At 28.4% G+C, this 1,409-nt stretch carries 1 protein-coding gene; it reads left to right on the top strand.

What is annotated here, in order from left to right:
- Positions 1 to 423: 423 nt before the first annotated feature.
- Positions 424 to 750: a hypothetical protein gene (locus tag AC1DSL_RS18225; RefSeq protein ID WP_477533333.1), complete on the top strand. Its 327-nt coding sequence runs from the start codon at positions 424 to 426 to the stop codon at positions 748 to 750.
- The last annotated feature ends 659 nt before the right edge of the window (positions 751 to 1,409 follow it).

The raw sequence follows: 1,409 nt of genomic DNA, 5'->3' as shown, positions 1-1,409 counted from the left end.
GAATATTATTGATAACTACGATTTAATCTTAAATAATGAAATCAGACAAGACTATAATAATTATTTATTGAGAAAAGAACAGTTGAAAAATAAAATAATCTTGCGTGATCTTGTAACCGTATGATTATAGTCAGCAAAACTAAACAAGATGTGAACAGTATAGAATACCTTGATCATACCAGACGTGGAAAGTATGCGTTATCAGATACAATTGAAGAAATTATGAAGACTTATGGACACGTTGAAAAGGATAAGATAGAAAAGAAAACGGATTGTGTAAAGATTGATTATGATATCTATTGGGATGATGGATTGATTAATGAGAATGAAAGCTATTCTATATATATTGTATTGGTTGATGGATGAAGTATTTAATTAATGTATATGAATGACTAAACTATAAATGAAAAGGAATGGTTAATAATGAAAAAGTATATTATAGGATTAATGTTAGTGGTGTGCTGTTTGTTTGTATTCGGATATGACAATGTGAATGATAAGAATGATAATGACCATAGCAAAGGATTAGAACATAACCAGATTGAATTGTATTACATGTATACGAATGAAGATGGTACATTCTTATTAGATGGAAATGCTGATACTGAGAATGTAATATATGTTAGTCATGATGACATGGTTGAATGGATTGGATCAGACTATGTGAATGAGTTGCATCATGGTAATAAATTGATTGGGACATTTGATGATGATGGTTGGGAATTGGTTGGACTAACAACTAAATATTAGTAATGAATGAGCGTATCAGATATGATTGTCTGATATGCTTTTTGTTTGTGTGCTGATATGATGTGTGTATGACATTGTATGACATGTAAATTGTATGAGTCGTATGATGTGTATGATTAGATATGAATGGATAGTAATGGATCAGATAGAATTATCATGTATAAGGTGAACGGCTGCACATGTAGTTATTGATACTATATGATATGATGATATTATTATAATTGATTAGATATGAGATGATTAGATATAACCAGATGAGTGATAACATTGTAGAGTAATTGTAGTTACGTTGAAATGATTATATATGATTAGATGATATGAAATAACAATTGCAATATGCAAGCATTATATATAATGAATATGATAAGTGTGCTATTATACGTAAGTTGTATGAGTTGTATGAGTTGTGTGAATTGTGTATAAGTAATGGATCAGATGTAACCAGATGGATAGATAGTGAATAGATGATGATGGAATATAGATGGAATATAGGTGCTTATCATGAGGTGAATGAAAATGAATGTGATTGAAATGTGAATGATATAATTGTGGATAAGTTGTGGACAATATTATAATAATTGTAAGTTGCATATATAAATAATTATGAAAAGTTTAATTAGATTAAACAATTATATAATACTGTATGACATACATTATAC

The organism is Paenisporosarcina sp. P4_D4, assembly GCF_056401835.1.
The sequence above is the reverse complement of the archived record's forward strand: the minus strand, read 5'-3'. Positions and strand labels throughout refer to the sequence as shown.

Bases quoted from the DNA above. Each gene is read 5' to 3' on its own strand.
- AC1DSL_RS18225 (WP_477533333.1), top strand. From the start codon at position 424: ATGAAAAAGTATATTATAGGATTAATGTTAGTGGTGTGCTGTTTGTTT.